Raw genomic sequence first — 265 nt, 5'->3', positions numbered from 1 at the left:
CCGGCGCCTGCCGATATGGGAGAGGTGAAATGACCTATAACAAGCTGTTCTTCGCTCTGGGCCTCGCCGGCGTCGTGACATTCACCGACATTCGCATCGAGGTGCAGGGATTTCTGCCGTTGTCGATCGGCTTCGCCACGCCGGCGGGCGCCGTCATCGGCAGGCCGCTGACGCCGCTCTCTTATGCGGGCGTGGCCCGTCGGACGACGCGGCGGGTCGTCACACGCACGACGACGACCATCGCCGTGCTTCCGGCAGGCTGCCG

General features: G+C 66.8%; 1 protein-coding gene. It reads left to right on the top strand.

All coding sequences use genetic code 11. The annotated features are described in order from the left end of the window. Positions 1 to 29: 29 nt before the first annotated feature. The coding region (locus tag EOD29_RS32435) for a hypothetical protein (RefSeq protein WP_127248849.1) at positions 30 to 265 on the top strand (236 nt) is incomplete at its 3' end.

The sequence above is a fragment of the Mesorhizobium sp. M1A.T.Ca.IN.004.03.1.1 genome (assembly GCF_003997555.1).
Lineage (GTDB): Bacteria > Pseudomonadota > Alphaproteobacteria > Rhizobiales > Rhizobiaceae > Mesorhizobium.
This window is presented reverse-complemented; position numbering and strand designations above follow the sequence as displayed.